Annotated in this window: 24 protein-coding genes and 3 tRNA genes; 12 read left to right on the top strand and 15 right to left on the bottom strand. The window is 66.8% G+C overall.

Annotation, left to right across the window (positions count from 1 at the left end; translation table 11 throughout):
* The first annotated feature begins 50 nt into the window (after positions 1-50).
* Positions 51-698: an FMN-dependent NADH-azoreductase gene (locus ACL9RL_RS15150; protein ID WP_422781101.1), complete on the top strand. Its 648-nt coding sequence runs from the start codon at positions 51-53 to the stop codon at positions 696-698.
* Between the two features lie 35 nt (positions 699-733).
* On the opposite strand, the gene ACL9RL_RS15145 is transcribed toward ACL9RL_RS15150, so the two are convergent.
* Positions 734-1,558: an SGNH/GDSL hydrolase family protein gene (locus tag ACL9RL_RS15145; RefSeq protein ID WP_422781100.1), complete on the bottom strand. Its 825-nt coding sequence runs from the start codon at positions 1,556-1,558 to the stop codon at positions 734-736.
* Positions 1,559-1,641: 83 nt separating this feature from the next.
* Positions 1,642-1,714: transfer RNA gene (locus ACL9RL_RS15140), tRNA-Val, on the bottom strand.
* A 118-nt stretch (positions 1,715-1,832) separates the two neighbouring features.
* On the opposite strand from ACL9RL_RS15140, the gene ACL9RL_RS15135 reads away from it, so the two are divergent.
* Together ACL9RL_RS15135 and ACL9RL_RS15130 are read left to right on the top strand one after the other, a co-directional pair.
* Positions 1,833-2,645, top strand: a complete 813-nt coding sequence (locus ACL9RL_RS15135) for a thymidylate synthase (protein ID WP_422781099.1) — start codon at positions 1,833-1,835, stop codon at positions 2,643-2,645.
* On the top strand, positions 2,642-3,178 hold the full coding sequence (locus ACL9RL_RS15130) for a dihydrofolate reductase (RefSeq protein ID WP_422781098.1): 537 nt from the start codon (positions 2,642-2,644) through the stop codon (positions 3,176-3,178). The genes ACL9RL_RS15135 and ACL9RL_RS15130 overlap by 4 nt, the downstream gene beginning before the upstream one ends.
* Before the next feature lie 57 nt (positions 3,179-3,235).
* Here ACL9RL_RS15130 and ACL9RL_RS15125 read toward each other — a convergent pair whose 3' ends face one another.
* Positions 3,236-3,706, bottom strand: a complete 471-nt coding sequence (locus ACL9RL_RS15125; protein ID WP_422781097.1) for a peroxiredoxin — start codon at positions 3,704-3,706, stop codon at positions 3,236-3,238.
* Between the two features lie 268 nt (positions 3,707-3,974).
* On the opposite strand from ACL9RL_RS15125, the gene aceE reads away from it, so the two are divergent.
* Complete coding sequence (aceE, locus tag ACL9RL_RS15120; protein WP_422781096.1) at positions 3,975-6,701, top strand: pyruvate dehydrogenase (acetyl-transferring), homodimeric type; 2,727 nt, start codon at positions 3,975-3,977, stop codon at positions 6,699-6,701.
* 16 nt (positions 6,702-6,717) lie between these two features.
* Positions 6,718-7,914 carry a PucR family transcriptional regulator gene (locus ACL9RL_RS15115; RefSeq protein ID WP_422781095.1) on the top strand — a complete coding sequence of 399 codons (1,197 nt, stop codon included), beginning with the start codon at positions 6,718-6,720 and terminating at the stop codon, positions 7,912-7,914.
* Positions 7,915-7,980: 66 nt separating this feature from the next.
* Here the strand turns inward: ACL9RL_RS15115 and ACL9RL_RS15110 are convergent, their stop codons facing one another.
* Both ACL9RL_RS15110 and ACL9RL_RS15105 read right to left on the bottom strand, forming a co-directional pair.
* A complete protein-coding gene (locus tag ACL9RL_RS15110; protein ID WP_422781094.1) occupies positions 7,981-8,469 on the bottom strand; it encodes an FBP domain-containing protein in 489 nt (162 codons plus the stop codon).
* A 244-nt stretch (positions 8,470-8,713) separates the two neighbouring features.
* Complete coding sequence (locus ACL9RL_RS15105; protein WP_422781093.1) at positions 8,714-9,994, bottom strand: CynX/NimT family MFS transporter; 1,281 nt, start codon at positions 9,992-9,994, stop codon at positions 8,714-8,716.
* Between the two features lie 54 nt (positions 9,995-10,048).
* Here ACL9RL_RS15105 and ACL9RL_RS15100 point away from each other — a divergent pair, with 54 nt between their 5' ends.
* The 5 genes from ACL9RL_RS15100 to ACL9RL_RS15080 all read left to right on the top strand — a co-directional run bounded on the left by ACL9RL_RS15100 (position 10,049) and on the right by ACL9RL_RS15080 (position 14,571).
* Positions 10,049-10,855 (top strand): AraC family transcriptional regulator, encoded by an 807-nt coding sequence (locus tag ACL9RL_RS15100; protein ID WP_422781092.1) that lies wholly within the window; start codon positions 10,049-10,051, stop codon positions 10,853-10,855.
* Between the two features lie 113 nt (positions 10,856-10,968).
* On the top strand, positions 10,969-11,889 hold the full coding sequence (locus ACL9RL_RS15095; RefSeq protein WP_422781091.1) for an ACP S-malonyltransferase: 921 nt from the start codon (positions 10,969-10,971) through the stop codon (positions 11,887-11,889).
* An 18-nt stretch (positions 11,890-11,907) separates the two neighbouring features.
* Positions 11,908-12,912 carry a beta-ketoacyl-ACP synthase III gene (locus ACL9RL_RS15090; RefSeq protein WP_422781090.1) on the top strand — a complete coding sequence of 335 codons (1,005 nt, stop codon included), beginning with the start codon at positions 11,908-11,910 and terminating at the stop codon, positions 12,910-12,912.
* A gap of 81 nt (positions 12,913-12,993) precedes the next feature.
* Positions 12,994-13,242: an acyl carrier protein gene (locus tag ACL9RL_RS15085; protein ID WP_422781089.1), complete on the top strand. Its 249-nt coding sequence runs from the start codon at positions 12,994-12,996 to the stop codon at positions 13,240-13,242.
* A gap of 90 nt (positions 13,243-13,332) precedes the next feature.
* Positions 13,333-14,571, top strand: coding sequence for a beta-ketoacyl-[acyl-carrier-protein] synthase family protein (locus ACL9RL_RS15080; protein WP_422781088.1), 1,239 nt, complete (start codon positions 13,333-13,335; stop codon positions 14,569-14,571).
* A gap of 218 nt (positions 14,572-14,789) precedes the next feature.
* Here ACL9RL_RS15080 and ACL9RL_RS15075 read toward each other — a convergent pair whose 3' ends face one another.
* The 5 genes from ACL9RL_RS15075 to ACL9RL_RS15055 form a co-directional block, all read right to left on the bottom strand.
* Positions 14,790-15,293, bottom strand: a complete 504-nt coding sequence (locus ACL9RL_RS15075) for a DUF3145 domain-containing protein (protein WP_422781087.1) — start codon at positions 15,291-15,293, stop codon at positions 14,790-14,792.
* A gap of 295 nt (positions 15,294-15,588) precedes the next feature.
* Positions 15,589-16,692: a substrate-binding domain-containing protein gene (locus ACL9RL_RS15070; RefSeq protein ID WP_422781086.1), complete on the bottom strand. Its 1,104-nt coding sequence runs from the start codon at positions 16,690-16,692 to the stop codon at positions 15,589-15,591.
* A 72-nt stretch (positions 16,693-16,764) separates the two neighbouring features.
* A complete protein-coding gene (mmsB, locus tag ACL9RL_RS15065; RefSeq protein ID WP_422781184.1) occupies positions 16,765-18,093 on the bottom strand; it encodes a multiple monosaccharide ABC transporter permease in 1,329 nt (442 codons plus the stop codon).
* Between the two features lie 44 nt (positions 18,094-18,137).
* The gene (gene mmsA, locus ACL9RL_RS15060) at positions 18,138-19,655 is read right to left on the bottom strand and encodes a multiple monosaccharide ABC transporter ATP-binding protein (protein WP_422781183.1); all 1,518 of its coding nucleotides are present in this window, start codon (positions 19,653-19,655) and stop codon (positions 18,138-18,140) included.
* A gap of 160 nt (positions 19,656-19,815) precedes the next feature.
* Positions 19,816-21,015 carry an ROK family protein gene (locus tag ACL9RL_RS15055; protein ID WP_422781085.1) on the bottom strand — a complete coding sequence of 400 codons (1,200 nt, stop codon included), beginning with the start codon at positions 21,013-21,015 and terminating at the stop codon, positions 19,816-19,818.
* Positions 21,016-21,109: 94 nt separating this feature from the next.
* Here ACL9RL_RS15055 and ACL9RL_RS15050 point away from each other — a divergent pair, with 94 nt between their 5' ends.
* Positions 21,110-22,033, top strand: a complete 924-nt coding sequence (locus ACL9RL_RS15050) for an ROK family protein (RefSeq protein ID WP_422781084.1) — start codon at positions 21,110-21,112, stop codon at positions 22,031-22,033.
* Positions 22,034-22,114: 81 nt separating this feature from the next.
* Here ACL9RL_RS15050 and ACL9RL_RS15045 read toward each other — a convergent pair.
* From ACL9RL_RS15045 to ACL9RL_RS15035, 3 genes are all read right to left on the bottom strand, one after another.
* Positions 22,115-22,189: transfer RNA gene (locus tag ACL9RL_RS15045), tRNA-Ile, on the bottom strand.
* Between the two features lie 54 nt (positions 22,190-22,243).
* On the bottom strand, positions 22,244-23,512 hold the full coding sequence (locus tag ACL9RL_RS15040; protein ID WP_422781083.1) for a glycosyltransferase: 1,269 nt from the start codon (positions 23,510-23,512) through the stop codon (positions 22,244-22,246).
* A gap of 119 nt (positions 23,513-23,631) precedes the next feature.
* The gene (locus ACL9RL_RS15035; protein WP_422781082.1) at positions 23,632-24,633 is read right to left on the bottom strand and encodes a DMT family transporter; all 1,002 of its coding nucleotides are present in this window, start codon (positions 24,631-24,633) and stop codon (positions 23,632-23,634) included.
* A 42-nt stretch (positions 24,634-24,675) separates the two neighbouring features.
* Between ACL9RL_RS15035 and def the strand changes: the two genes are divergently transcribed.
* Positions 24,676-25,242: a peptide deformylase gene (gene def / locus ACL9RL_RS15030; RefSeq protein ID WP_422781081.1), complete on the top strand. Its 567-nt coding sequence runs from the start codon at positions 24,676-24,678 to the stop codon at positions 25,240-25,242.
* A gap of 250 nt (positions 25,243-25,492) precedes the next feature.
* Here the strand turns inward: def and ACL9RL_RS15025 are convergent.
* A tRNA-Asn gene (locus ACL9RL_RS15025) sits at positions 25,493-25,565 on the bottom strand.
* 62 nt (positions 25,566-25,627) lie between these two features.
* Positions 25,628-26,482, bottom strand: coding sequence for an ATP-binding cassette domain-containing protein (locus ACL9RL_RS15020; RefSeq protein WP_422781080.1), 855 nt, complete (start codon positions 26,480-26,482; stop codon positions 25,628-25,630).
* Between the last annotated feature and the right edge of the window lie 90 nt (positions 26,483-26,572).

Raw genomic sequence — 26,572 nt, 5'->3', positions numbered from 1 at the left:
TCCCAGCCTAGAACGCCCGGATGGCGGCCTCGCGCCTGTAGCGTTGCGGCATGGCCACGCTCTTGCACCTCGACTCGTCCGCCGATCTCCTCACCTCACGCTCCCGGGCGCTCACCGCAGCGTTCGCCGACGCCTGGGCCGCGGCGGATCCGACGCATTCGATCGTGTACCGCGACCTGCACGTCGACCCCGTCCCGCACCTCGCAGATGCCTCATTGCACTGGACCGCGGCCGACCGCATCCCCGGCGCCAATCCTCCGGCCGAGGCCGAAGCCCTCCAGCGGCGACTGCTCGATCAGCTGCTCGCGGCGGACGTGCTGCTCATCGGCGCGCCGCTCTACAACTTCTCCGTGCCGTCGACCCTCAAGACCTGGATCGACCACATCCACGTGCCAGGTGTGACGTCCTCGCTGCCTGAGCTCCCGCTCGCCGGGCGACCTGCCGTTGTGGTGACCAGTCGTGGTGGCGCCTACGATGCGGGAACGCCCACCGCCGACTGGGATCACGAGATCCCGGCGCTGCGGATCATCCTGGGCGACATGCTCGGGATGGACGTGCGGTTCATCACCACGAGCGTGACGCTCGCGGAGCCTCTCGGCGGACCGGCGGAGGATGTCGAGCGCAGTCGGAGCGAGTTCGCGGCGGCGCTCGCTGCGGCGGGTGCGGCGGGCGCAGAACTCGGCAGCGCGTCAGCGTGATCCGGCGCACGCGAGGCTGACGTCAGGGACGCCCCTCAGAGCCCGGTCGGCTCCACGATGGTAACCGGTTCGAGGGTCGGGAGCTTCGCGCTGCGGTTGTCGCCGGATGACCGTCCGGTGAGGCGACGACCGATCCACGGCAGCACATGCTCGCGATAGTAGGCGGCGTTCCGGCGCGAGGGCGGTCCGGCGGGTGCGGCGGCGACCTCCGCGATGCGCCACTCCGCCGGCACCGGCACGTCGAAGGCTTCGAGCACGTTGCCGGCGACGCGGACGTGGCCGAAGACGTTCAGGTGCAGCTTGTCGGCCGACCAGTAGCGGCCGTCGCGGAGGACACGATCCGCCCAGTTGTCGACGAAGGTGATCCCGTCACGAGGAAGCTGGGCGCGGACGGCGGCGGCGAGGCGGTCGCCACGCTGTTCGACGAGCCCGCCCATCGGGACATGCGCTGACGGGTTCCCGCCGCTCAGGAGGAGGACGTGCGCTCCCCCGTCGACGAGTCGGTCCGCGGCGGCGACGAGCCGGTCGGCGACCTCGGTGATCGACACGCGCGGCCGCATGATGTCGTTGCCGCCGCCGTTGAGACTGACGAGGTCCGGTCCGAGCGCGAGTGCCGCATCGAGTTGTTCGTCGAGGATGGGGGTGAGTTTTTTGCCACGGATGGCGAGGTTCGCGTACCGGACAGCCGTCGCTGATGCGTCCTGGCGGGGGTCCGGTCGTTCGGTCTCGGCACGATCCGCTGCGGCGATCGCGAATCCGAGGGCCACGAAGTCTGCCCAGCCGCGGACACGGCCGTCGGGCAGTTCGTCTCCGACGCCCTCGGTGAAGCTGTCGCCGATGGCGACGTATCTGTCGAACATGCCTTCACGCTAGTCCTGCCGGTTCAGGAGAACGACATGAAGGTCGAACTCTTGCAGGAAATGAGTGCAACAACCCAGCTATGTGGGCCCTACCGGGCTCGAACCGATGACATCCACGGTGTAAACGTGGCGCTCTACCAACTGAGCTAAAGGCCCTCAATCGTCTGTGACGACTGCACGACTCTACCGGATCCGTACCGCCGTCGCGAACGGGCTTGCTCGAACCCCGCGTGGAGGGGCGCGCAGCCGCGCTCCTGGCCGTACGATCGAGGGGATGGAAACGACGATCCCCACCCCGTACGAAGACCTCCTGCGCGACACGCTGGAGCACGGCGCCGTGAAGGCAGACCGCACCGGTACCGGGACGCGCAGCGTCTTCGGCCGCCAGCTCCGCTTCGACCTCTCGGAGGGATTCCCGCTCATCACGACGAAGCGGGTGCACTGGAAGTCCATCGCCTACGAACTGCTGTGGTTCCTCCGGGGCGACGGGAACGCGACATGGCTGCAGGAGCACGGCGTCAGCATCTGGGACGAGTGGGCCGACCCCGAGACCGGCGACCTCGGCCCTGTCTACGGTGTGCAGTGGCGCTCCTGGCCGACACCTGACGGCGGCCACATCGATCAGATCTCGCAGATCCTCCAGCAGCTGCGGACCGACCCTGACTCCCGGCGCATCCTCGTCTCGGCCTGGAACGTCGCCGACATCCCCAACATGGCCCTCGCGCCGTGCCACGCGCTCTTCCAGTTCTACGTCGCAGACGGCAAACTCTCCTGCCAGCTGTACCAGCGCAGCGCCGACCTGTTCCTCGGTGTGCCGTTCAACATCGCGAGCTATGCGCTCCTCACGCACCTCGTCGCGGCGGAGGTCGGCCTCGACGTCGGCGATTTCGTGTGGACGGGCGGCGACTGCCACATCTACGAGAACCACATCGAGCAGGTCACCGAGCAGCTGACGCGCGCGCCGTTCCCTGCTCCGCAGCTGCGCATCAACACGAAGCGCGACAGCATCTTCGACGTCGAATACGACGACCTCGAGATCGTCGACTACCAGCACCACCCGGCCATCAAGGCCGCTGTCGCCGTATGAGCGACGACACCGCCGACCGCCCAGACTCCCCCGCAACGCCGCGCACCATCGCCATGATCTGGGCGCAGGCACGGGGCGGCGTCATCGGACAGGGCGGCACGATGCCGTGGCGCGTGCCGGAGGACTCTGCTCACTTCCGCAACACGACGATGGGCGGCGCGGTCATCATGGGTCGGAAGACCTGGGACTCGCTGCCGGCCCGTTTCCGTCCACTCGACGGACGTCGCAACATCGTCGTCACCCGGCAGCTGGACTGGTCTGCGGATGGCGCAGAGGTCGTGCACTCACTCGACGACGCACTCGCGCTCGTGAGCGACGGCATGTGCTGGATCGGCGGCGGCGGGGAGCTCTACCGTCAGGCGCTCCCGCTCGCGACCGAGCTGCAGATCACCGAGTTCGATGCCGACATCGCCGGAGACACGACAGCGCCGGCCATCGACGACTCCTGGACGGTCGTCTCGACGACGCCTCCGTCCGGTTGGTCGCAGTCAACCTCCGGGATCCCCTACCGCTTCCTGCACTTCACGCGCTAGCGCGTCAGCGCTCGGGTACCGGTCGCATCCGCGACCGGGCAAGGCGAGACGCAAGCGCTACGCGGGCTGCTTCATGTCCTCGAGCGCCGCGCGGTAGGCCGCGATGGAGCGCGCCTGACCCGGTGCGGTGATGAAGCTCTCACGGATGATGCCCTGCTTGTCGATCAGGAACGTCGCACGGTTCGCGAAGCCCTTCTCCGGCAGGAACACGCCGTACTCCTTGGCGACCTGGCCGTGCGGCCAGAAGTCCGCGAGGAGCGAGAAGTTGTACTGCTCCTGCGTCGCCCAGGCCCGCAGCGTGTGCTTCGAGTCGACGGAGATGCCGAGGAGTGTCACGTCGTCGTGGGTGAAGAGACCGAGGTTGTCGCGCAACTCGCACAGCTCACCGGTGCACGTCCCGGAGAAGGCGAGGGGGAAGAACACGAGTGCGACGTTGGTCCTGCCGCGGAACTCACTGAGTCTGATCAGCTCCCCGAACTGGTTCGCCAGTTCGAAATCGGGGGCCTGTGTGTCGTTCTCGAGTGCCATTGCTTTCCTTTCAGGCGGATGCGCCTGCATCCGGAACGGCCAACGGGTGAATGGTCCGATCCGATCAGACATCCTAACCCCGCCAGAAGCCCGCACCAACCTTTCGCCACGCGGTTCGCCGAGAGCGTGGCATCCCGTGAGCCGACCCACATGGTCACGAATCATCGGGTCACTCGGATAGGCTGAAAGGTGGCACGCGTTCCCACCCGCGAGCGCGCTGAGTTCACCCCATAACCAGGCACGATCTGCCACGAGAGAAAGGTCGACGGTGACTGTTCACGACCAGGATCCATACTCGTCCAACCACGTAGACGCCGATCCTGAGGAGACGTCAGAGTGGCAGGAATCGCTCGACGCCCTCGTTGACGAGCGTGGCCGAGGACGTGGCCGCGACGTCATGTTGAGCCTGCTGAAGCGTTCCAAGGAACTGCATCTCGGCGTCCCGATGGTTCCCACCACGGACTACCTCAACACGATCGCCCCCGAGAACGAGCCCGACTTCCCGGGCGACGAGGACCTCGAGCGCCGCTACCGCGCATGGATCCGCTGGAACGCGGCCATGACCGTGCACCGCGCACAGCGCCCCGGCATCGGTGTCGGCGGACACATCTCCACCTACGCCTCCTCTGCAGCGTTGTACGAGGTCGGGTTCAACCACTTCTTCCGCGGCCAGGACCACCCGGGCGGCGGAGACCAGATCTACATCCAGGGCCACGCCTCCCCCGGCACGTACGCACGCGCCTTCCTGGAGGGACGCCTGACGACCGACCAGCTCGACGGGTTCCGTCAGGAGAAGTCGCACGCCCCGAACGGCCTGTCGTCGTACCCGCACCCGCGCCTGATGCCGGACTTCTGGCAGTTCCCGACGGTGTCGATGGGCCTCGGCCCGATCAACGCGATCTACCAGGCGCACCTCGCCAAGTACCTCACCAACCGCGGCATCAAGGATGCGAGCGACCAGCAGGTCTGGGCGTTCCTCGGCGATGGCGAGATGGACGAGGTCGAGAGCCGCGGCCAGCTGCAGGTCGCAGCCAACGAGGGCCTCGACAACCTCAACTTCGTGATCAACTGCAACCTCCAGCGTCTCGACGGACCCGTCCGCGGCAACGGCAAGATCATCCAGGAGCTCGAGAGCTTCTTCCGTGGCGCCGGCTGGAACGTCATCAAGGTCATCTGGGGTCGCGAGTGGGACGACCTGCTCTCCCGCGACACCGATGGCGCACTGCTCAACCTCATGAACGTCACGCCGGACGGCGACTTCCAGACGTACAAGACGGAGGACGGCGCGTACGTCCGCGAGAACTTCTTCGGCCGCGACGAGCGCGCCCTGAAGCTCGTGGAGAACTACAGCGACGAGCAGATCTGGAACCTCAAGCGCGGCGGACACGACTACCGCAAGGTCTACGCGGCGTTCAAGGCCGCCAGCGAGCACAAGGGCCAGCCGACCGTCATCCTCGCCCACACCATCAAGGGCTACGGCCTCGGGCCGAACTTCGAGGGCCGCAACGCGACCCACCAGATGAAGAAGATGACGCTGGACAACCTGAAGACGTTCCGCGACACCATGCGGATCCCGATCACGGACTCGCAGCTCGAAGAGAACCCCTACCTCCCGCCGTACTACCACCCAGGCGAGAACGACGAGGCGATCCAGTACCTCCACGAGCGTCGTCGTGCGCTCGGCGGGTACGTCCCGGAGCGCCGCAGCAAGTACACGCAGGTCAACCTCCCGGACGACTCCGCGTACTCGCAGGCGAAGAAGGGCTCCGGCACGCAGGAGATCGCCACCACGATGGCGTTCGTCCGACTGCTGAAGGACCTGCTGCGCGCCAAGGACTTCGGCAACCGCATAGTCCCGATCATCCCGGACGAGGCGCGCACCTTCGGCATGGACGCGTTCTTCCCGAGCGCGAAGATCTACAACCCGAACGGGCAGCACTACACCTCCGTCGACCGTGAGCTCCTGCTCGCGTACAAGGAGAGCCCGCAGGGTCAGATCGTGCACGTCGGCATCAACGAGGCCGGCGCCGTCGCGGCGTTCTCCGCTGTCGGCACGTCGTACTCGGTGCAGGGCGAGCCGCTCATCCCGGTGTACGTCTTCTACTCGATGTTCGGATTCCAGCGCACCGCGGATGCCATCTGGGCCGCTGGCGACCAGATGACGCGTGGCTTTATGATCGGCGCCACCGCCGGCCGCACCACCCTCACGGGTGAGGGCCTGCAGCACGCCGACGGCCACTCGCTGCTGCTCGCCTCGACCAACCCGGCAGTCGTGTCCTACGACCCCGCCTACGGCTACGAGATCGCCCGCATCGTGCGTGCCGGCCTCGACCGCATGTACGGCGGCGACCACGAGGACCCGAACGTCATGTACTACCTCACGGTGTATAACGAGCCGATGGTCATGCCGGCCGAGCCGGAGAACATCGACGTCGACGGCATCGTCCGCGGCATCCACCGCATCAGCGTCGGTGAGAACGAGGGCCCGAAGGCTCAGCTGCTCGCCTCCGGCGTCGCGGTGCCGTGGGCGCTCGAAGCCCAGCAGCTGCTCGCTGCCGACTGGGACGTCTCGGCCGATGTCTGGAGCGTCACGAGCTGGACCGAGCTCCGTCGTGACGGCCTCGCAGCCGACGAGCACAACTTCCTGTACCCGCAGGAGGAGCGTCGTGTCCCGTACGTCACGTCGAAGCTGCAGGGTTCTGCAGGTCCCGTCGTCGCCGTCACGGACCACATGCACGCCGTGCCCGACCAGATCCGCCAGTTCGTGCCAGGCGACTTCGCGACGCTCGGCGCCGACGGCTTCGGCTTCTCGGACACGCGCGCGGCAGCCCGTCGATTCTTCAAGATCGATGGCCCGTCGCTTGTGGTCCGTACGCTGCAGCAGCTCGCTGCACGCGGCGAGGTCGACGCGAGCCTGCCGCAGCAGGCGATCGACCGCTACCGCCTGCACGACGTGAACGCCGGCACCACCGGCAACGCCGGCGGCGAGAGCTAGTCGCACGCGGCCGACCGTGACGAAGACGAAAGCAGAGACGCTCGACTGGCTGCGCCGGATCTCCGGCGAGCTCGCGACGGCGACCCTCAAGCGCCTGGAGGACACGCTCCCCTGGTACGCGGAGATGCCGCCTGGGCGGCGCTCTGCCGTCGGACTCGTCGCACAGGCCGGCATCAGCTCGTTCATCTCCTGGTACGACGATCCTCGGTCGACGCCGTGGATCGCAGCTGACGTGTTCGGGGCGGCTCCTCGTGAGCTGCTCCGTTCCGTCAGCCTCCAGCAGACGCTGCAGCTGATCAAGGTCACCGTCGAGGTCGTCGAGGAGCGGGTCGCGTCCGGCAGCGTCGACCTCCGTGAAGCGATCCTGCTGTACTCGCGTGACATCGCCTTCGCCTCCGCCGACGTGTACGCACGCGCCGCGGAGGCACGCGGCCTCTGGGACGCACGGCTCGAGGCGCTCGTCGTCGACTCCATCCTGAGCGGTGAAGCAGACGACGAGCTCCCGAGCCGGATCGCTGCCCTCGGCTGGCACGGACACGGCGAGGCGTGTGTGCTCGTCGGCACCACCCCCAAGATCCTCGACGTCGACATGCTGCGCCGCACGGCCAGGCACCTCGACGCCGACGTCCTGATCGGCGTCCAGGGCAACCGGTTGGTCCTCGTGATCGGCCGGGCGGAGCTCCCGGGCGCCGAGTCGGACGAACAGGCCGCCGAGCAGCTGACGTTCCTGGAGATCGCCGGGCGGTTGGAGCACGGATTCGGTGCCGGCCACCTCGTGCTCGGGCACACTGTTCCGTCGCTCATCGAGGCCTCACGGAGCGCGCGAGCGGCTCTCGCCGGGTTCGCGGTCGCACGATCATGGCGGCACGCACCCCGCCCGGTCGCAGCAGACGACCTCCTACCAGAGCGCGCCCTCGCCGGCGACCCGCTCGCGAAGACGACCCTCATCGAGCGCGTCTACCGGCCGCTCAAGGCATACTCGGCCGAGCTCGTCACCACGCTCTGGTGCTACCTCGACAACGGGCGTTCCCTCGAAGCGACTGCCCGGGAATTGTTCGTGCACCCGAACACGGTGCGCTACCGCTTGAAGCGCGTGTCCGATGTCATCGGCTGGGACGCCACGGGAGCGCGCGAGTCGCTCATCCTGCAGGCGGCCCTCATCCTGGGATCCATCGCCGAACCGGAGCCGTCGCGCCGACGCATCACGAGCTGAGCGAAGCGGCCGGGACGTCCGGCCGCTACCGGGCCGAACCGTCGATGACGGCCCGGCCCGATCCGGTCAGCTGTGCAGTTCGCGGATGAAGCCCTGCACGTGTTCCTGCAGTTTGAGCATCCGCAGTTCGCGTGCGGTCTCACGGTCGTATCCCTCGTAGGCGAGGGGCGGCAGCATGCGCACGTTCTTCGAGCACCCGAAGTTCGCGCAGATCAGCGTGCCGAGGGTGTCCCCCTTGCGACCAGCGGGTCCGGCCTTCTTCGCAGCGAACAGCTGGACGTCGTTGCGGAGGGTCACGTCGTGGCACCAGGAGCACTGTGCCCTGGCGAGGGTGCGCTGTTCCGCCTGCTGCAGCAGGACGGAGGCCGGAGCGCCGTCCTCCGTCGTGGTCACGACGTAGGCACGCCTGGGCATCTTCGGATCGGACCACCCGAGGTAGTCGATCGTGTCGAAGTCGATGTCGGTGAACCCGGCCGGCAGGGTCAGGGACGACGCCTCTTTGCGGGAGGCGTTGATGAAGGAGTCGCGGAGTGCGCGCTCGTCGATGGGAAACATGTTTGCTACTGCTCTCTGCCTCGGTCGAGGCATGGCGATGAAGCGGCACCGTCGGTGCCTGCTGAAGGACGGCTGCATTGCGCAGCCCGGTGATGATCCGACGGGCGCAGCCCGCGGATACGACGAACGACCGACGATCTCAGTCGATCGTCGGTCGGGGCATCAGCCTCTACCGCCGGCGCGAAGAGCACCGGCGACCTCCTTCGGCGCCACAACGGCGCTCATCGCGACAAACATGCTTCGATCATAACCGCCCAGTGGCGAGGACGTGCCGGTCGCGGCTCGCAGACGCCCCGGTCACCAGCTGAGCGCCGAGCAACACGATGAGCGCGACGATCGGCACTCCCCATCCGCCGGTCACCGTGTGCAGCGCGCCGATGCCGAGCGGTCCGAAGCCCGCGAGCAGATAGCCGGTGCCCTGCGCCATCGTGGAGACGTGCGCGGTGTGCCTCGCGTCAGGCGACCTGAGGACGATGTAGGTCAACGACAGGGAGATGGAGGCGCCCTGCCCGAGCCCCAGCAGCGTCATCCACAGCAACGCGAGGCTCGTCGGGGCGATGAGCAGGCCGGCGAAGGCGACGGCGCAGAACACCGCGGCGATCGCGACGAGGACCCAGCCCGGCCGGACCCGGTGGACGACCACCGGCACGATCAGGGCGGCCACGATGCCGGGGAGGCTCGTGTAGGACAGCGGCAGCCCGGCGTCATGGGCCGAGACACCGGCGTCCTGCAGGATCGTGGGGACCCAGGTCAACGCCGCGTAGTAGCTGAGGCTCTGCAACCCCATGAATCCCGTGACAGCCCAGGCGACCCGATCGCGGAAGAGCCGCGCGAGCTTCGGTTCGTCACGCGCCTCGATCACCGCATCGACGGGCACGGATGTGCCTGGTGCGCGTGCCGGGGCGTTCACCGCCCTCGGGATCCAGACGACGAGGGCGACCAGGGCCGGGACAGCCCAGAAGCCGAGGGCACCACGCCAGGATCCGTCGAATGCGGACAGGAGCGGCACGGTGAACGCGGCTGCCACGGCGGCTCCGATGAACATCGAGGTGGAATACAGACTCATCATGAGTCCGACGCGGTGGCCGAAGTCCTGTTTGATCGCAGCTGGCATGCACACGTTCGCGACCGCGATGGCCGCACCGACGAGCACTGTGCCACCGAATAGCGCAACGGGCGACGGGATGAGGCGGAGACCGATGCCGAGGGCGACGACCGCCATCGTCACCCCCAGGAGGCGGTGCAGCCCGATCAGGCGGGTGAGGGCAGGCGTGAGGAAGGCGAAGGCGCCGAACGCGAACACGGGGATGGTCGTGAGCAGGCTCGCCGTCGACGGCGAGACGCCGAGGTCCTGTTCGATGGGTCGGAGGACCGGGCCGACCGAGGCGACGCCGATGCGCAGGTTGAACGCGATGAGCAGCAGTCCAGACGCCACGTACACGGCGAAGACGGCGCCGCCTCGCTGTCCTGTGCGGTGTCCGCTCGGGATGGATCCGGTGTCCGGTGGGTCGGTGATCGTTGTCATGACCGGAGTCAAACAGGGACCTGGATGCGCGGGAAACACGTAAACTACAGCCGTATGTCGATTTCGCGCCAATCTCCGAATCTCACCGAGCTGACCCTCGATGGGGACGACCTGTTCGCCATGGAGGGGTCCTACCAGTTCGACCACGCGGAGACGTCCCCACCCCACTCCCACCCGCTCGGACACCTCGTCCACGCCGCGCAGGGGGTGCTGTCGCTCCTGACCGACTCCGGATCCTGGATCGCGCCGTCGAACCGCATCGCCTGGGTGCCGGCGCGCTTCGAGCACTCCCACCGCGCGCACGGCCGCACCGACATGCGGGTCGTGTACATCCACGATGCGCTCGCATCCCTGTTGCCGAGCACGCCTGCCGTCCTCGTCGCGACGCCGCTGGCACGGGAGGCGGTCCGCGCGGCCACGGCTGGACGTGGGCGCACCGATGCATCACTCGATCGCCTGCGGCACGTCATCGTGGACGAAGCGACCACGGCCCCAGAGCAACCGCTGCACCTCCCGGAACCCCGCGACCCACGACTCAGAGCCGTCGCCGACGCCGTCGCGGCGGACCTCGCCACCCCGCAGTCGCTCGCCGAACTCGGAGAACGGACCGGGACGGGCGCCCGCACGCTCAGCCGGCTGTTCCAAGCGGAGACGGGCATGGGTTACCGGCAGTGGCGTCTGCAGCTGCGAATGCACCGCGCGCTCGTCCTCCTCGCCAACGGCGCGAGCGTCTCGCGGGCGGCAGCCGAGTGCGGCTGGGCGACGACGAGCCAGTTCATCGAACAGTTCACCCCGCTCATCGGCATGACGCCCGGGCAGTACCGCCAGACGGACCGAGTCGGCGACGTCCCGCCGCTCTGATCGATGCATCGAGACGCGCCACGCCCGCTAGTTGTAGACACGTACAAACGATTTCAAGATACCTTGTCGATGTCCTCCACCTCTGATTCCGAACTGATTGGCAGACTGAATACGTGATCGTCATCGCTTGCCCTGGTCAGGGCTCACAGACCCCAGGCTTCCTCGAACCGTGGCTCACCGACGCGTCCGCGCGTGAAGCCCTCGAGCGCTTCTCCGACGAGGCCGGACTCGACCTCGTCAAGCACGGCACGACGTCGGACGCGGACACGATCCGCGACACGGCCGTCGCGCAGCCGCTCATCGTCGCCGCCGGCATCGTCGCGCTCGACGCGCTGCGCGCAGCAGCTCCGGTCGGAGCCTTCGGCGGCATCGCCGGACACTCGGTCGGCGAGATCACCGCGGCCTACGGGGCCGGCATCCTGAGCGACGCCGACGCGATGAGCTTCGTGAGCGAACGCGCCGTCGCGATGGCCGAGGCCGCAGCAGCAACCCCCACCGGCATGGCAGCCGTCCTCGGCGGCGACCAGGACGAGGTCGTCGCCCACGTGCGCACCTTCGGCCTTGAGCCCGCCAACTACAACGGCGGCGGCCAGATCGTCGTCGCCGGCGCAGTCGACGCACTCGCCCGCCTCGCTGACGAGCCACTCAAGGGCAGACGCGTCATCCCACTGCAGGTTGCCGGCGCGTTCCACACCTCATACATGTCCGCTGCACGCGACTGGCTGGCCTCGGCCGACCGCACCGTCGCACCGCAGGACCCCTCGCTGCGCATCTGGACAAACCACGACGGCACCGTCGTCGAATCCGGCGCAGCGTTCTTCGACCTGATGATCGGCCAGGTCGCGTCGCCGGTACGCTGGGATCTGTGCATGGAGGCGTTCGCCGCCGACGGCATCACCGGCATGATCGAACTCGCGCCGGCCGGCGCGCTCGTCGGCCTCGCGCGGCGCGGACTGAAGGGGGTGCCGACGGTGGCCATCAAGACTCCCGACGACCTCCCCGCCGCACTCGAACTCATCGCGCAGCACAGCTAGCCAAACGGAGACCTGTAGATGTCAACACCCACCCTCAAGCAGTCCCGTGGGCCCGAATTCACCCGGATTCTCGCGCTCGGAGCCGCACGCGGCGACCTGAGCGTCCCCAACGACGACCTCGTCGGCCCGATCAACTCCTCCGATGAGTGGATCCAGCAGCGCACCGGCATCGTCACCCGCACCCGTGCATCGGCCGGTGTCTCGGCGACCGATCTCGCGACCGCGGCTGCGAAGGAGGCCATCGAGACCTCCGGCATCGCGCCGGAGCTCATCGACCTCGTCATCATCGCGACCATCAGCAACGTGCAGCAGACGCCGTCCATGGCTGCAGTCGTCGCCGACCGCGTCGGCGCGAACCCCGCTGCGGCGTACGACATGAACGCCGCCTGCGCCGGCTACGCGTACGGCGTCGCCCAGGCGGACGCCCTCATCCGCGCAGGAGCGGCGAAGTACGCGCTCGTGATCGGCGCCGAGAAGCTCTCGGACATCGTCGACCCGACCGACCGCTCCATCTCCTTCCTCCTCGGCGACGGAGCGGGCGCCGCGGTGATCGGCCCGAGCGAGACCCCCGGCATCGCGCCCACCGTGTGGGGCTCCGACGGGTCGAAGGCCGATGCCGTCGGTATGAACTCCACGCTCGTGGAGTTCCGCGACGGCTCTGCGCCATGGCCGACGCTCCGCCAGGAGGGCCAGACGGTCTTCCGCTGGGCCGTCTGGGAGATGGCCAAGGTCGCCAAGCAGGCGCTCGAAGTCGCCGGGGTGACGCCGGACCAGATCCAGGCGTTCATCCCCCACCAGGCGAACATGCGGATCGTCGACGAGTTCGCGAAGCAGCTCAAACTGCCGGAGACCGTCATCATCGCGCGTGACATCGAGACGACCGGCAACACCTCGGCTGCCTCGATCCCCCTCGCGACCCACCGTCTGCTCCAGGGACACCCGGAGCTCAGCGGCGGACTCGCCCTGCAGATCGGCTTCGGCGCAGGCCTCGTGTTCGGCGCGCAGGTCGTCGTTCTCCCCTGATCCGATCCCCCAAGGTCCCCGGGCCGAGCGCCCGACCCGACTACACTCGACTACGGTCAAACCACACCCAAGGAGATAACAATGGCATTGTCCACCGAAGAAGTCCTCGCCGGCCTGGCCGAGCTCATCAATGACGAGACCGGCATCGCGACCGACACCGTCGAGCTGGACAAGTCCTTCACCGACGACCTCGACATCGACTCCATCTCGATGATGACCATTGTGGTCAACGCCGAGGAGAAGTTCGACGTGAAGATCCCGGACGAGGAAGTCAAGAACCTGAAGACCGTCGGCGACGCCGTCGACTTCATCACCAAGGCTCAGGCGTAATTCAAGCCCCGTTCATCGGGTCGGTCCGGCGTTCGTCCGACCGACCCGGTGAACGTGCTGTTCTCCTTCATCCACAGAGAGTGTGATTCAATGACCGCGAAACGCATCGTCATCACCGGTATCGGCATCACGTCGCCCCTCGGCGGCACGACGCAGGACACCTGGAAGAACCTGCTCGGCGGTATGTCGGGCGCCAGCTCCCTCCAGCAGGAGTGGGCCAAGACCTACGAGCTCCCCGTTCACTTCGCTGCCCAGGCCGCCGTTCCGGCCGTCGACGTGCTGCAGCGCATCGAGACCAAGCGTCTCGACCCCTCGAGCCAGTTCGCGCTCATCGCCGCCCGTGAGGCCTGGCAGGACGCCGGCGCCCCGGAGGTCGACCCCGAGCGTCTGCTCGTCGACTGGGCGACAGGCATCGGCGGCGTCTGGACGCTCCTCGACGCATGGGACACGCTCCGCGAGCGTGGACCGCGCCGCGTCCTCCCCATGACCGTTCCCATGCTGATGCCGAACGGCCCCGCCGCGGCGATCGGCATGGACCTCGGCGCCCGCGGCGGCGAGCGGACCGTCGTGTCCGCGTGCGCCTCCAGCACCGAGTCCCTCGCGAACGCCTACGACCACCTCCAGGCCGGCCTCGCCGACATCGTGGTGGCCGGCGGCTCTGAGGCAGCCATCCACCCGCTCCCGCTCGCATCCTTCGCAGCGATGCAGGCGCTCTCGAAGCGCAATGACGACCCGTCGATCGCTTCGCGCCCCTACGACGTCGACCGTGACGGCTTCGTCCTGGGCGAGGGTGCAGCAGCGCTCATCGTCGAGACCGAAGAGCACGCGAAGGCCAGAGGCGCTCGGATCTACGCCGAACTCCTCGGTGGCGCCGTCACGAGTGACGCGTACCACATCACCGCTCCGGACCCTGAGGGCTCGGCCGCGGCCCGCGCCATGCGTGCCGCCGTCGAGAACGTCGGCTACTCGCTCGAGGACGTCGTCCACGTGAACGCACACGCCACGAGCACACCCGTCGGCGACATCGCAGAGTACAACGCGCTCCGTCGCGTCTTCGGCGATCACCTCGACTCCATCGCCGTCACCGCGACGAAGGCGTCCACTGGACACCTGCTGGGCGGCGCCGGTGCGATCGAAGCGGCATTCACGGTCCTGGCGCTCTCCGAGCGTGTGATCCCGCCGACCATCAACCTGGACAACCAGGACCCGGAGATCCCGTTGGACGTCGTCACGACGCCGCGTGAGCTCGGTTCAGGCGATCTGCTGGCGATCAGCAACTCGTTCGGCTTCGGCGGCCACAATGCCGTCGTGGCGCTCAAGAGCGTCTAGCGGCAGCAGCTCGAACCTCTCCTCCCGGCCTTGAGCCGGACACACGAAGACCCCGGCGCGGGAAGCCATTCCCACCGGGGTCTTCGTGCATGTCAGGTGTTCGTGCTTCGTCTCATCGCACTCGCCGGGGATTCCGCCGACTTGTGCGGTACGCGCCGCCCTGTACCTGGCGAATCGTGTTCAGTTGTGGATCGGTGCTGCACGATGCGTATCGTGCGTCAGCCGACGTTGTGCAGCCAGACGACCGAGGTGTCGTCGCTCGCGTGACGGAAGGGTTCCAGTTCGTCGTCCCAGGCCTGTCCGAGCGCGACGCGCAGTTCACGCTGCAGCTCGTCCATGCTGCCGGCCGCGACCTCCATCGCGTACCTGATCCGGTCCTCAGGGATGACGATGTTGCCGACGCTGTCGGTCTGCGCATAGAAGATCCCGAGATCCGGCGTGTGCATCCACCTGGCGCCGTCGACCCCGCTCACGGGATCCTCGCTGACCTCGTAGCGGAGGTGCTCCCACCCACGGAGTGCCGATGCGATGGCTGCACCTGTGCCGTGCGGGCCCTCCCAGAAGAACTCCGCGCGCTGAGCACCACGAAGGATGGGCTGGTTCTCCCAGGTGAAGTTGACGGCGCGACCAATGGCGCGTCCTGCTGCCCACTCCAGGTGCGGGCACAACGCTCGTGGTGAGGAGTGCACGTAGAGCACGCCCCTCGTCATCGGTGTCGACATGGCTTCCTCCGCTTGCTCTTGGGTACGTCTTCCCCAACGACCCTGCAAGCGATGCCACACGACGGTCCGCTGACCGACATCTTCTGAAATTCTTCCGGCTCACGCCGTTACTGGCATTATGCCTCACCTGTCTGCGTGAGAACAAGCATCGGATGCCCGGTGCGGCGTGTCGAGGCGATCGCGGCGCGCCACGATCCCGAAGGACTCCGCTCTCCCCCGCCGAACGCCTCCACATGCAGAACGGCGGCCCCGGCATCAGATGCCGGGACCGCCGTGTTGCGCTGCTGTGGGTGTGTTACTGGCGGGTCAGCGGCTCGAGGGTCGGGTCGTTGGCGTACGCCTCAGCTGCGTTCTCCTTGGTCACGATGACCGGTGCGAGCAGGTACGCGGGGACGATCTTCTTGCCGTTGTCGTACGACTTGTCGTCGTTGACGTCGACCTTCTCGCCCTTCTGGAGCTGCTGCGTCATCTTGATGGCCTGGTCGACGAGGGCACGGGTGTCCTTGTTGATCGTGGAGTACTGCTCGCCGGCCATGATCGACTTGACGGATTCGACTTCAGAGTCCTGACCGGTGACGATCGGGATCTGCTTGCCGGCGGCCTTCACCGAGGTGATGATGGCGCGGGCCAGGGTGTCGTTCGGCGACAGGACGCCGTCGAGCTCCTTCGAGCCGTAGGTGCTGGTGAGCAGCGAGTCCATGCGGCTCTGTGCGTTCTCAGCCTTCCAGCCGGCCGTAGCCGTCTGCTTGATGTCCGTCTGGCCGGAGCCGACGACGACGTCGCCCTTGTCGATGGCCGGCTGCAGGACGCTCATGGCGCCGTCGAAGAAGACCTTCGAGTTGGCGTCGTCCGAGGAGCCGGAGAACAGCTCGATCGTGTACGGACCGGTCGCCTTGCGGGACTTCATGCCGTCGAGCAGGGCCTGACCCTGCAGCTCGCCGACCTTGAAGTTGTCGTAGGCCACGTAGTAGTCGACGTTCTCGGTGTTGAGGATGAGGCGGTCGTACGCGATGACGACGGCACCGGCGTCGTGCGCCGCCTTCGCCTGCGTCGCGAGCTGCCCACCATCGGCTGCACCGATGATGATGACCTTGGCGCCCTTGGTGATCATGGACGAGATCTGGTCCTGCTGGTCCTTGACCGTGGTGGACGCACCGGCGTACTGGACGTCGCCCTTGAAGCCGGCCTTCTTGAGGCCGTCTTCGAAGAGGCCACCGGCCAGGACCCAGTTCTCCGACGTCTTCGACGGAAGGGCGACACCGATGAGCGAGTCGGCCGCGAAGCCGGACGCCTCACCGGACGAGCCGGAGCCGCTGCCGGCGTCACGCGAGGAGCAGCCGGACAGGGCCAGGGCTGCGACTGCGGCGACTGCCGTCGTCGCGAGAAGGATTTTCTTCATCGTTGAGTACTTTCTCTCTGTGTGTGGTGCGGGTTGTGGTGCTGGGATGGGTAAGCGGGTTGGTGTGGCGGGTCAGTTGGGCGTGACTGCCGGCGGACGAGCCGTGTCCGGAGTTCCGCCTTCGGGGACGATGTTGTCCGCCGAGTCGATGAGCACGGGTTCGTCGGCGGCCTTGTTGCCACCATCCGATCCGCGCTTCCTGGTCATAAAGCCGATGAGCGACGGACGACCCTGCGTCTTGTTCCAGACGTCGAGGCCGACGGCGATCAGGAGCACGAGGCCCTTGATGATCTGCACGCGGTCCGCGCCGACGCCGAGCAGCTGGAGGCCGTTGTTGAGGACCGCCATCACAAGACCACCGATGATGGAGCCTGCAACGGTGCCGATGCCGCCCGAGACGGCCGCGCCACCGATGAAGACCGCCGCGATCGCGTCGAGCTCCCAGCCGAGGCCGTCCTGCGGGCCGGAGGCCTGCGAGCGTGCGACGAAGATCATGCCGGCGAGGGAGGCGAGGATCGACATGTTCATCATGACGAGGAAGTTGACGCGGCGCGAGCTCACACCGGACAGTTCAGCGGCGTGCTTGTTGCCACCGACGGCGTAGATGTGACGACCGAAGATCGTGTTCTTCGTGAGGAACGCGTATGCGAGGACGAGCACACCGAGGATGAGGCCGGAGATCGGGAAGCTCGTGCCGACGCGTCCGCCTGCGAACAGGAAGGTGACGAAGATGATGAGGGCGACGAGGACGACGACCTTGACGATGCTGACCCACAGCGGCGCCTGCTCTGAACCCATGGTGCGCTGCGTACGACGCGCACGCCATTCGTTCCAGACGACGGCCGCTGCGATGATGATGCCGAGCAGCAGCGTGAGGTTGTTGTAGCCCGTGTCGGGGCCGACCTCCGGGAGGTAACCTGCACCGATCGAGGTGAAGCCGTCCGGAACGGGAACCGTGTCCGCGTTGCCGAAGAACTGGTTGCCACCGCGGAAGATCAGCATGCCCGCGAGGGTCACGATGAACGCCGGGACGCCGACGAACGCGACCCACATGCCCTGCCACGCGCCGATGAGGGCGCCGATGACGAGGCCGTAGAGGATGGCGACGGGCCAGGGGAAGTGCCAGTCCTGCATCGCGAGGGCGACGAGGATGCCGGTGAATGCGGCGACCGAACCGACGGAGAGGTCGATGTGGCCGGCGATGATCACCATGACCATGCCGATCGCGAGGATCAGGATGTAGGAGTACTGGCTGACGAGGTTGATCAGGTTCCCGGGCGAGAGCGTCAGACCGTCGGTCAGGATCTCGAACAGGAAAACGATCGCGATGAGGCTGAACAGGATGCCGAACTGGCGGGCGTTAGAGGTGCCCGACCCGAACATCTTGCCCAGGTCCTTGATCGAACCCCGCTTCTTCACGGGGACTGCACTGGTGTCACTCACGGTTAAGCAACCTTCTTCTTCTTGGAGGTCATGTTCCTCATCAACGTTTCTGGATCTGCCTCGGCCACCGGCAGGTTGTTCGTGATCGTGCCTTCGAAGATCGTGTAGATCCGGTCGGAGACGCCGAGCAGTTCTGGCAGCTCGGACGAGATCATGATCACGCCCTTGCCCTGGGCTGCGAGCTCGCGGATGATCGCGTAGATCTCGGCCTTCGCGCCGACGTCGATGCCGCGGGTCGGCTCATCGAGGATGAGCAGGTCCGGGTCGGTGAACATCCACTTGGCGAGGACGACCTTCTGCTGGTTGCCGCCGGAGAGCTTGTTCACACCCTCGTCGACGGTCGGGGTCTTGATGCGGAGGCTCTTTCGGTACTCCTCCGCGATGCGGTACTCCTCGGACTCGTTGACGACCTCGGCGCGGGAGATCTTCGTGAGCTTCGCGGAGACGACGGAGCGCTTGATGTCGTCGAGCAGGTTGAGGCCGAGGGCCTTGCGGTCCTCACTCACGTAGGCGAGACCGTGCTTGATGGCGTCGGAGACCGTCTTGACGCTGATCTCCTTGCCGTCCTTGATGATCTGGCCGGAGAGGAAGTTGCCGTAGGAGCGGCCGAAGATGCTCATCGCGAGTTCGGTGCGCCCTGCGCCCATCAGTCCTGCGAATCCGACGACCTCGCCGCGGCGGACGGTGAAGCTGGAGTTCTTCACGACCATGCGCTCCGCGACCTGCGGGTGCTGGACGTTCCAGTTCTTGACCTCGAAGAAGACCTCGCCGATGTTCGGCGTGCGGTCAGGGAACCGGTTCTCGAGCGTGCGGCCGACCATCCCGCGGATGATGCGGTCCTCGTTCACGCCGTCGGCCTTGACGTCGAGCGTCTCGATCGTGTGGCCGTCGCGGATGATGGTGATCGCGTCTGCGACCTCTTCGATCTCGTTCAGCTTGTGGGAGATCATGATCGACGAGATGCCCTTGCCCTTGAGGCCGCGGATCAGGTCGAGCAGGTGCTGCGAGTCGGACTCGTTGAGCGCTGCGGTCGGCTCGTCGAGGATGAGGAGCTTGACCGACTTGTTGAGGGCCTTCGCGATCTCGACGAGCTGCTGCTTGCCGACGCCGATGTTCTTGATCTGCGTGTCCGGGTCATCGGTCAGTCCGACGCGGGCGAGCAGCTCGATCGCGCGGCGCTTGGCCTCGACCCAGTTGATCGCTCCGAAACGCGTCGGCTCGTTGCCCAGGAAGATGTTCTCGGTGATCGAGAGTTCCGGGATGAGTGCGAGTTCCTGGTGGATGATCACGATGCCGGCTGCTTCGCTCGACTTGATGTCGCGGAAGCGCATGACCTCGCCCTGGTAGACGATGTCCCCCGAGTAGGTCCCGAACGGGTAGACGCCCGAAAGCACCTTCATCAGCGTGGACTTCCCGGCACCGTTCTCCCCGCAGATCGCGTGGATCTCGTTCGCGCGCACCTTGATGGAGACATCCGCGAGCGCCTTGACGCCGGGGAATTCCTTCGTGATCTGTCGCATCTCGAGAATGACCGGACCGGTGGTTCCTGCCGATTCGAAAGCGTTGGTGCTCAACTCCACGGACCCGACCTCCTTGTCTTCGTAGCAGCGCCACCTTGGGCTGCTGATGTAGTCAACATCGTCTTGACGCTGTGGTCAAGTTGTTAACGCAAAACGTTGCTTACGAAACGATCACGAAATCGTCGACGTCCAGTTCCTGCAATCCGAGCGATGCGGCGCCGAGCGCTTCTGCGCGGTCGGTGAACGACGACATGCTCAGCCTCGTGTTGGCGCCGACGATGGGCGCCGCATAGCGCAGGAGCCCCTCTCTGACGGGCCCGAGCAGGAGTTCACCCAGCCCGGCGAGCGGTCCGCCGACGACGATGACCTCCGGATTCACGAAGTTCGCGATGGTTGCGAGCGAGCGCCCGACGGCGAGTCCAGCGTCATTGACGACCCGCAAGGTCGCCGTATCGCCGGCGAGAGCGGATTCCACGAGTTCCGCCGCGTTGGTGATGTGCTGCGGCGACCGGCTGAGGAGCTCGATCATGATGGCCGTGGACGCAACCGTCTCGAGACACCCGCGGTTGCCGCATCGGCAGACGAGTCCATGGTCGTGGACCGGGATGTGGCCGATTTCACCGCTGACTCCCAGGCTTCCCTTGAACAGGCTCCCGTTCAGAATGAGGCCACAACCGATACCGGTTCCGATCTTCACGAAGACGAGGTTGGAGACGCCGCCGTGCGGCCCCCACGTCACTTCGGCGAGGGCGCCGAGGTTGGCGTCGTTCTCGATCCTCACCGGGAACTGGAGGCGTTCCTCGATGTAGGAGGCGGTGATGCCGACCCACTCCGGCAGGATCGTTCCGTCGATGACTGTTCCCGTACGCCCGTCGATCGGCCCAGGAATACCCACTCCGACGCCCAGGACGGCGGTTCTGGCCACCCTCGCCTCGAAGAGGAGACGTCCGAGGAGCTCTGCCGCGGTCTGCAGCGCGTCGTGGGCCTGGTGCCCGAGCGGCAGCCGGATGACCTCCTCCGCCACGACCCGGTAGTCCAGCGTCGTCACCGCGATCCGCACGTGCGAGCGCCCGAAGTCGATGCCGACGGAGACGGCTCCGTCTGCGGACAGGCTCACTTCCAGGGCGCGTCGCCCGGAACTCGTCGTCGGCTCCGTCTGCAGGATGCCCCGCGCGACGAGAGCCTTCACGATATTCGATACCGTTGCAGTAGACAGTCCCGTATGTCTGGACAATTCAGCCTGGGTCAAGGGCCCTCGCACGAGCAGCGCTTGCAGAATGCGTTGCTGATTGGACTGACGGAGGGCGGATTGCGACCCCGGATTGCGATGTCGACGAGGTCGTTGGGGTGGCTTGCTCACAGATGCTACGGTGGCGCAGTCTCCTGTTGTAGTCAAGTAGTGAACACAAAACGGATTGAACGAGATCATCTTGTGATGATGTGAAAGGGGCAGCGTGGATTACGCTCTTGCGATCGACCTCGGCGGTACGAAGGTCGAGGCGGCACTCGTGTCCGCTGACGGCGTCGTCGACCCGGCCACCCGATTCCGCGGACCGACCGGAGCGGCATCGAGCAGGGAGGACATCGTCCGCTCGGTCGTCGAGACGACCAGGCAGGCGTTCGCGTCGCTCCCGGACGGCGCGAACCTCATCGGTGTCGGCATCGGATCCGCCGGACCCATCAATCTCGTGGACGGCACCACCTTCCCCATCAACCTCCCGGCGGCGGCAGGATTCGACATCGTCGGCGCCGTCGCATCGGCCGTCGACCCCGGCACGGATGTCGTCCTCCGACTCGACGGCACCTGCATCGCCCTCGCAGAGCACTGGAAGGGCGCGCTCCGCGGCACCGTCAACGCCATGGGCATCGTGGTGTCCACCGGCATCGGCGGAGGCATCATCATCAACTCCCAGCTCGTCGCCGGACGCTCTGGCAACGCAGGCCACCTCGGGCAGATGCAGTTCCGTCGTCGTCGGCCGGAGCTGCCCAACGCGCCCTGGACTCTCGAAGGACGCGCCTCTGGTCTCGCGACGGTCCGCTGGGCCCGTGCTCACGGGTGGTCGGGCGCAACGGGTGAGGAGCTGGCAGCGGACTACGCCGCCGGCTCCCCCATCGCACTCCGCGCCGTCCGTCGTTCTGCCACGTCCGTCGGTGAGGCGCTCTGCAGCATCTCCACCCTCCTCGACCTGGAGAAGGTCGCCGTCGGCGGCGGGTTCTCCCGTGTCGCACCGGACTACCTCGACCTGGTCCAGGCCGCAGCGACCGACAGTGCGCTCACAGAATACGCCGGCGCCGTCCGTGTCGTCCCGTCCGGCCTCGACAGCGACGGTCCGCTCATCGGCGCCGCGGCGCTCGTCCACCTCAAGACGGCGAGCTGACGCGCTCCAGAGTCATCTGAGACAGGAACGGGCCGGGCGATCATTCGCCCGGCCCGTTCCGTCGTTCCGGTGTCCGTGTTGTAGGGCGGGTGGGACTTGAACCCACGCATCGTTCGGTTATGAGCCGAATGCCTTCACCAGCTTGGCTACCGCCCCGTGCAGAGACCAGCATATCCACAGGGCGCGGATCGGCTCTGCCGCCGGCACCGATCAGGCGGACTCGGTCGCCGGATCCGTCGCCGGGACATCGGCTTCGGCCGACTGCTCCGCGACGCGCTCGCCCCGGTACAGCGCCTCGAAGGTGTTGAGCGTGCGCTCGATGTCGTGCACCTCGACACCCGTGAGCGAGGCGTCTTGCAGACGCCGGTACTCCTCCGGGGACGCGGTCAGGACGGTCCGCAACCGCTCGGCGAGCTCCTCGACGCTGCCAGGGGTGAACAGGTAGCCGTTCTCCCCGTCGTGCACGAGGTGCGGCAACGCCATCGCGTCGGCGGCCACGATCGGCAGGCCGGACGCCATCGCCTCCATCGTCGCGATGCTCTGCAGTTCGGCGATCGACGGCATCGCGAACACCTTGGCGTTCGTGTATGCGGCCTTCAGGTCTGCATCGCTGACCTTGCCGAGGAACGTGACCCGGTCCCCCAGCCCGAGCTGTTCGACGAGCTGCTCGAGGTGCTTGCGCTGATCGCCTCCCCCGACGATGTCGAGACGCGCATCGAGTTCGGCCGGCAGCGTGGCGAGCGCACGGATCAACACGTCGATCTGCTTCTCCGTCGTCACCCGGCCGACGAACAGGATCGTGTTCGGCTTCGGCTCGAAGCTCGGCGTGTACAGGTTCGCCTCGATGCCGCACGACACCGCGTGCACGCCGGTCAGGCCGGTGAACTCCTCGAGGAACTCCGCTGCCTTCCTCGTGGGCGTCGTGACCGCACTCGCGCGGACGAAGCACTTCTTCGCCGCCTGCCACTGCTCACGGACCAACCACTCCTGCGTCTTGGCGGGGATGAGGGTGAAGTCGAGGATGTTGTCCGGCATGATGTGGTTCGTCGCCACCATGCGGATCCCGCGCTTCTCCGCCTCGATCGACAGGCCTCGGCCGACGATGATGTGCGATTGGAAGTGGACGACGTCCGGCTTCACCTGATCCAGGATCTTCGCGGCGTTGCGCTTGATGGTCCACGGCATCGCGAACCGCAGCCAGTCGTGCGGGTACCAGCGCAGGCTGAAGAGCCGGTGCACGGTCATCCGCTGCCCCTCGTGCGTCTCCTGCCACGTGCCGAACTTCGCTGAGCCCGCCGGTGCGACGATGTGCACCTCGTGCCCGCGGCGGACGAGGCCGGCCGCGAGGCGTTCAGCGAATCGTGCTGCGCCGTTGACGTCCGGTGAGAACGTGTCGGCGCCGATGACGATGCGCAGGGGTCGTTCGCCCGTGCGCTCGCCCGTGCTGGACGATTGGTGCTGGTCGTTTGGAGAAGTCAAGGTGGTGGTGATTCCTCTGTGTCTGGCCAGTTGACGAGCCGTCACACGTGATCGGTCTCGTCCCGGAAAGGCGGGGTACGCCGCTTCCAGCATACCCGGAGGGCCGTTTTCGCTCGGGGTTACGCCCGCGAGTCGACTTCAGCGGCGTCCTCTGCGGCGTTCTCCGATTCGCGGTTCGCAGCGGCGGCATGCGGCGTCGCGTCGACCTGCGGGTGGTGCTTCGCCAACTGGAAGACACCCCAGACCGCGATGGCGCCGGCGACGACGAACCCGAATCCGGCCCACAGTGGCGCAGCGCTCGCCTCGCCCAGCACAACGATGCCGATCCCGACGGCGACCATCGGGTCGATCACGGTGAGTCCGGCGATCACGAGGTCGGGCGGACCGGACGAGTACGCGGTCTGCACGAAGTAGCCGCCGAGGATCCCCGCGACGAGGAGGCCGGCGCCGCAGGTGATCGTGAGCCACTCGACATCACCCTGCTGCAGTCGGCCGATGATGACCTTGGCGAGCGTTGCGACGAAGCCGTAGAGCACTCCGGCGCCGATGATGTAGAAGATCGCCGTCGCCCGTTTGCGCAGCACGACGAACGCGCCGCCGAAGACGACGAGCACCCCGGCGAGCAGCAGGAGGATCGTGATGAGCTCCCCGTCGTCCACGGGGTGCTCCACGGCGAACACCGCTGCGATCGTCACGAAGAGGCCGACGCCGCCGACGCACGCGATGATCGCGATGACCGACCGTCGGTTCAGGCTCACCTTGCTGATGCGGCTGTTCATCACCGCCGTGATCACGAGCGCGAACGCGCCGAGCGGTTGCACGACGGTGATCGGTGCGATCGCGAGACTGCTCAACTGCAGGACGATCGCGAGTCCGAGCATCAGCGTGCCGAGGACCCAGGACGGCCGGCTCAACAGCGCGAACAGCTGCTTCAGATCGAGACCCGCCGCGCCGCCCTTCCCCGTCGACACTTCGACCTTGACCACACCGCGGTGCTGCAGCTGCGCACCGATCGAGAGGAACACCGCCCCGATGAGGGCGAGCGGAATACCGAGCAGCAGGGCTGGATTCCGGGTGAAGTCGACGGCGAGGTCGGCAAAGTCAGTCGCGGAATGGAGCACCCCTCGACTGTAACGTGCGGGTGCGCCGGATAAGCTCAACGAATGGCACTCCTCGAAATTCGCGTCACCGGCGATCCAGTCCTGCACACCGTGGCCCAGCCCGTGACCGACGTCGACGACGAGCTCAGGCAGCTCGTCGCCGACATGTACGAGACGATGGACAAGGCTCCAGGCGTCGGTCTCGCGGCTCCGCAGGTCGGCGTCCCGTTGCGCCTCTTCGTCTACAGCTATGTCGATGACGACGACCAGCCCTGGCGCGGCGTCGCGATCAACCCCACGCTGTGGATCAGCCCGGCGGACGTCGAGGAACTCGACGAGGAGGAAGAGGCGGAAGGCTGCCTCTCCGTCCCTGGCGAGCGGTTCCCGCTGCGCCGCGCAGCATCAGCGTTGCTCATCGCGACGGATCTGGAGGGCGAGCCGGTCGAACTCCGTGTGGACGGCTGGCGTGCACGCATCCTCCAGCACGAGTTCGACCACTTGAACGGCGTGCTCTACGTCGACCGGTTGATCATGCCGTACTCGCGCCGCGCAGAGAAGGCCGTCCGCAAGTCCGGTTGGGGCGTGCCCGGCATCAGCTGGCTCCCTGGCCGCGACGACCTCGAAGGCTGACCGGCCAGGCTCCTGTCTCCCGCTGGCCCTGACCGAACACCCCCGTTCTCGGGCGAGGTGCCGAACATCGGCGCGAAACCTCGCACGAGAACGGGGGTGTTGTGCGTTTCGGGGGTGTTGTGCGTTTCGGGGGTGTTGTGCGTTTCGGGGGTGTTGTGCGTTTCGGGCGTGTCGGCCACACGTGCACAAAAAGACATTCCCGCGCAGGCATACAAAAAAGCCCCAGGTCGTGGAGGACCTGGGGCTTTCGCTCCCCGACTTGGACTCGAACCAAGAACCTACCGGTTAACAGCCGATTGCTCTGCCAATTGAGCTATCGAGGAATGTGTTTTTGTTGCGTGACTACTTTACCAAAAGATTCGCGTAGACCAAATCGAGCGGAGCATCAATCCGTTCCGACGGCCTCCGGCGTCTCGTACTGGGTCTCCGTGCCGCCGGACTGCGCGAGCGCTGCGAGGAACTCGTGCGGCGGATCGGCGAGCAACGAGTCGATGGGGCCAAGCCCGACGACGCGTGACTGGTGCAACGCCAGGACGTTCTGGGTGACCTCGCGCAGCATGCCGAGATCGTGCGTGACGACGATGATGCTGCCGCCCTCCCGCTGCACGCCGGCAAGCAGGTTCGTGACCGTGTGGCGGACCGTGATGTCGATGCCGGCGGTCGGCTCGTCCGCGATGAAGAGCTTGGGGCCCAGCACGAGCGCCCTGGCGATGGCGATGCGCTGACGCTGGCCGCCGCTCAATTCGTACGGATACTTGTCGAGGCTCGCGAGCGGCATCTGCACCGCGTCGAGGAGCGTCGCCACACGCACGCCCAGCGCCTTCTGGCTGTATTTGCGGTCCCGGATGAGGATCGGTTCGGAGATGAGCTCCGTCACCGTCAGATCGGGCGTGAGGAGCGTTCCGGCCTCCTGCGGCAAGAACGACACGTCGAACGTGAGTCGTCGCAGCTCCTTCTTGCCGATCTTGCGGAGCTGCCGGCCGAGGACGGTCGCATCGCCGCCGCCGATGACGGGGCGGGAGTCGCTGGCCTTGCCGGCGAGATGACGACCGGACAGCACCCGCAGGAGCGTGCTCTTGCCCGAGCCGGAACTGCCGACGATCCCGAGCGCACCACCCTCCGGCAGGGAGAAGCTGACACCGTCGAGCGCCCGGTTCGCCGGACTCACACCGTGCGCCGGATAGTCGACGCTCAGGTCGCTCGCCACTGCGGCGAACCCGCCTGTGTCTGGTTCCTTCATCGAATGCTCTCCTGCCGCGAAATACCCACTGAGTGTACCCGGCGGGGATTCGAGTGCTGGGGCGGCGCGCTCAGCGGTGACGTTTGGCCC

The organism is Plantibacter sp. Mn2098, from assembly GCF_049319745.1.
GTDB lineage: Bacteria > Actinomycetota > Actinomycetes > Actinomycetales > Microbacteriaceae > Plantibacter.
The sequence above is the reverse complement of the archived record's forward strand: the minus strand, read 5'-3'. Positions and strand labels throughout refer to the sequence as shown.